Annotated in this window: 5 protein-coding genes; all 5 read right to left on the bottom strand. The window is 69.0% G+C overall.

The genetic code is table 11. From position 1 onward, the window contains the following. Positions 1-97 precede the first annotated feature (97 nt). Positions 98-988: a rhodanese-related sulfurtransferase gene (locus KZA10_RS09600; RefSeq protein ID WP_055874011.1), complete on the bottom strand. Its 891-nt coding sequence runs from the start codon at positions 986-988 to the stop codon at positions 98-100. 63 nt (positions 989-1051) lie between these two features. Then, entirely contained in the window at positions 1052-1786 is a 735-nt protein-coding gene (locus KZA10_RS09595) for a hypothetical protein (RefSeq protein ID WP_218682754.1), read from the bottom strand. Then, positions 1783-2511 (bottom strand): ABC transporter permease, encoded by a 729-nt coding sequence (locus KZA10_RS09590; RefSeq protein ID WP_141385813.1) that lies wholly within the window; start codon positions 2509-2511, stop codon positions 1783-1785. The genes KZA10_RS09595 and KZA10_RS09590 overlap by 4 nt, the downstream gene beginning before the upstream one ends. After that, positions 2508-3224, bottom strand: coding sequence for an ATP-binding cassette domain-containing protein (locus KZA10_RS09585; protein ID WP_055874017.1), 717 nt, complete (start codon positions 3222-3224; stop codon positions 2508-2510). Before KZA10_RS09585 ends, KZA10_RS09590 begins: the two co-directional genes overlap by 4 nt. Continuing rightward, positions 3205-3741 (bottom strand): hypothetical protein (locus KZA10_RS09580; protein WP_218682753.1); only part of this gene is annotated, 537 nt, incomplete at its 5' end. The genes KZA10_RS09580 and KZA10_RS09585, both read right to left, overlap by 20 nt.

Raw genomic sequence — 3741 nt, 5'->3', positions numbered from 1 at the left:
GGTGCCCCGCTCCCTGTATGCGCCGCGCGCCGCCGAACCCGGTATGACGGCCTGAACCGTAGGCATCAAGTGGCGTGCGGGTCAGGCGGCGTGCGGGTCAGGCGGCGTGGGCGGTGCAGGGGACCGCGACGCAGTCCTCGCACACGACGAATTGCGAGCGGCACGACGGATCGGGACAGTTGGCGGTGCGCTTGGTCGCGGCCCCGCATCCGACGCATTCTCCGATGACCGCGGCGTGGTCGGAGAAGTCGACGGAGCCGCGGCCGTCGAAGACGTACAGGGAACCGTCCCAGAGGCCGTCGTCGCCGTACTTCTCGCCGTATCGGACGATGCCGCCCTCGAGCTGGTAGACCTCGCCGAAGCCACGGGCCGTCATCAGGCTCGACAGCACCTCGCAGCGGATGCCGCCGGTGCAGTAGGTCACGACCGGCTTGCCCTTGAGGTCGTCGTAGACGCCCGAGTCGAGGAGCTCGACGAAGTCTCTGGTGGTCTCGGTGTCGGGCACGACCGCGCCGCGGAAGCGCCCGATCTGCGCTTCGAGCGCGTTCCTCCCGTCGAAGAACACCACTTCCTCGCCGCGCTCATCGATCAGACCGTGCAGCTCTTCGGGCGTCAGACGAGTGCCGCCGCCGACGACGCCGTTCTCATCGACGCGCAGCTCCCCCGGTGCACCGAACGACACGATCTCGTCGCGCACCTTGACGCTGAGCTTCGGGAAGTCGACGCTGCGCCCTTGGGCGTCCACCCCGGTGCCTTCGCTCCATTTGATGTCGGCGTCGGCAAAGGGCTGGTACGAGCGGAACGACCGCAGCCATTTCTTGAGCGCACCGATATCGCCCCCGAGGGTGCCGTTGATCCCGTCCTTCGAGATGATCAGACGCCCGCGCAGGCCCAGCGCCTCGCCGATGTCTCGCTGCCAGACGCGGATGGCGTCGGGGTCGGCGAGCGGGGTGAACGCGTAGAAGAGGACGATCTTGGGTGTTGCCACCTAGGGATCCTACGTCGTGGGGCACGGCCGATCCGAACCTGCGCTGACGCGCTGTCGAGGCGGCTACGTCACATCGCGCCTCAGGAACGCGAGCGCCCCCGCCAGAAGAGCCGCCACCATCCATCCGGCCGTCACCCCAGCGGCCAGGGAGCCGTCGAGCCGATCGGTCGCTGCGACTCCGAGCGCGCCGATGTCGAGGCGGAAGGCTTCGAGCATCACGAGGGGTGGAAGGTAGACGGCACCCGCTCCCCAGAGCATCGCGAGAAGCACCGGCCCGCTCATCGACAGGGACACGAGGAAGAGAGCCACAAGATGGACCTGCACGACCACTCCCAGCCCCATCCCCCACAGTCCTGCCACCGCGCCGACGGCGAGTGTGGATCCGACGGTGGACCACGCCACGGGAATGCCGCCCACGGTGACGGTCAGTGCGAGGTGACCGCCGACCATTCCTGCGAGGGACACGACCGCCCCGCCGACGACGGCACCGGGTACGCGGACGAGCAGGGTCACCCACCGGGACTGCAGCATCAGGCGCTGAGCGATCACGCCGTCACGCCGGTCGACCGTGTAGCGGAACGAACCGTACACCGCTGCGAGAACCGCGCCGTACATCGCGATCACGGCCGTGAGCGACCCGGCGAGCGCTTCTCTGGCCTCGAGCGGAGCACCCGCGAGGTCAGGTGGGATGCTCATCGCCAGGGAGAGGGACATCAGCAGCGCCGCCACGGTCACCCCGAGGAGAACGATGTCGCCCGCGAAGCTGCGCGCCTGTGCTCGCAGGGCGCGGCCGATCACCCCACCCTCCGGCGTCCTGTGAACCAGGCGACCGCCACGAGCCCTGCGGTCCATGCGAGTCCGACTCCGAGGGCGGGGGCGAACGCGAGCAGCCGGTCCTGGAATCCGGGAACCCCCACGGCGGCGATGGCCAATCCTGGCGAGAACCTCGCCACCTCGGGTGCCGTGCGCAGCAACGCGAACTCGACGACCATCGGCAGAACGAGGACGATGATCGCCGTCGCATAGTAGTTGCGGGTGATCCAGCCGACGGCTCCTCCGATGAGCGCGCCGAGCACCGCACCGGCCATCGCGCCGGCGTACAGCTGCCAGGACTGCAACGACAGAGCGAGTGTCAGCCCGTTCTCGGCCAGGACGAGGAAGATCCCCAGCGTCCAGGTGACGAAGATGCATACGGACAGCGCGATCGCGATGAGCGCCCCGGCGATGAGCTTTCCCGAGAAGGCACGTCGGAAGCCGACCCCGGTGAGGGTTCGCTCCATCGAGGAGTAGTAGTACTCGCGCGTGACCGCGTACGCCCCGACGAACGCTGCGGAGATGACCGACCACGCGAGCGGCTCCAGAAGACGGGAGGTCGCCGTGTGGGAGTCGACCCCGGCGAGGTCGAAGCGCGAGCCGTCGGAGAACAGCACGAACAGCGGCATGAGCAGGGCCACGAGATAGACCGGCAGGACGGAGGGTCCGCTCACCGCGCGCAGCAGCTCACTGCGAATCGCGTTCCTCATGCGGACGCACCGCCGACCAGGTCGAAGTACTTGCTCTCGAGCGAATCGTCGTCGCTGGTGACCAGGTCGCCGAGCCGCCCGGCGAACAGGGCTCGTCCCTTGATGACGACGACCTCATCCACGACCTGTTCCAGTTCGGCGAGCTGATGACTGGAGAGCAGGACGGTGCCCCCGCGTTCGGCGAAGGCGCGCAGGAACCGGCGGAGCCAGCGGATGCCGTCGGGATCCAGACCGTTGGCCGGCTCGTCCAGGACGAGTGTGCGCGGGGAACCCACCAGAGCCGTCGCCAGCCCGAGACGCTGGGCCATGCCCGTCGAGAACGTCTTCACCCGGCGACGGGCATCCGCGGCCAGCCCCACCTCGTCCAGCACCTCGTCGACCCTGCTGCGCGGTGCCCCAGCCGCGAGTCGGCAGATCTCCAGGTGTCTTCTGGCGGAGATGCCCGCTTCGAATCCGAACCCGTCCATGTGGACGCCGACGTGCGATGCGGGGTTGTCGAGGGCCGAGAACGGCACACCGTCGATCAGGCTGTCTCCGCCCGAGGGCCGGAGCAGGCCGACGATCGCTCGCAGAGTCGTCGATTTCCCCGCCCCGTTCGGGCCCAGCAGCCCGACGATCGATCCGCGCGGGACGACGAAGGACAGCTCCTCGACGGCGGTCCGCTGGCCGTACCTCTTCGTGAGTCCGCGCACCTCAATGGCGTAGTCGTTCATTCTCATCCTCTTCCGCTCTCTCGCTCTGCCGGGTCGCCAGTGGCAGCGTCACGCCCGTCGCCCAGAGCGACTGCCACACGTTTCGGACGCCGAGTTCGACGCGTGCCTGCCCCGTCGCAGGCAGTCTCGGGTTCCCGTCGGTGAGATCCACGCCCGCGACGATCACCGCCGGCAGGGTCACACCCTCCGCCGTCACGGGGAAGAGCGCGTCGAGCGGCACCTCCGTCGGTATCGCTCGCGGTCGGGTGACCGTCCCCTCGCCGACCCGCTCATCGGCGAGGATGCCGCTGCTCATCAGCACGACGCGCGCGCCTTCCGGCACTTCCGTCTCTGCGGCGCCGCCGGCGTGCAGGAGGACCACGTGGCCGCCCTGCGCCGAAAAGCCGAGGGTGGCGGTCACCTGTACCGGGATCAGGACTCCTGCGACCGCGATGGTCGAGACCAGTGCGGCGAGGACGGTGAAGAACCGCAGGCGCGACACACCTGACCGGAAGGCGCGGTGCAGTGCCCTCGAGAC

It is taken from the genome of Microbacterium sp. BF1 (assembly GCF_019279095.1).
Lineage (GTDB): Bacteria > Actinomycetota > Actinomycetes > Actinomycetales > Microbacteriaceae > Microbacterium > Microbacterium maritypicum.
This window is presented reverse-complemented; position numbering and strand designations above follow the sequence as displayed.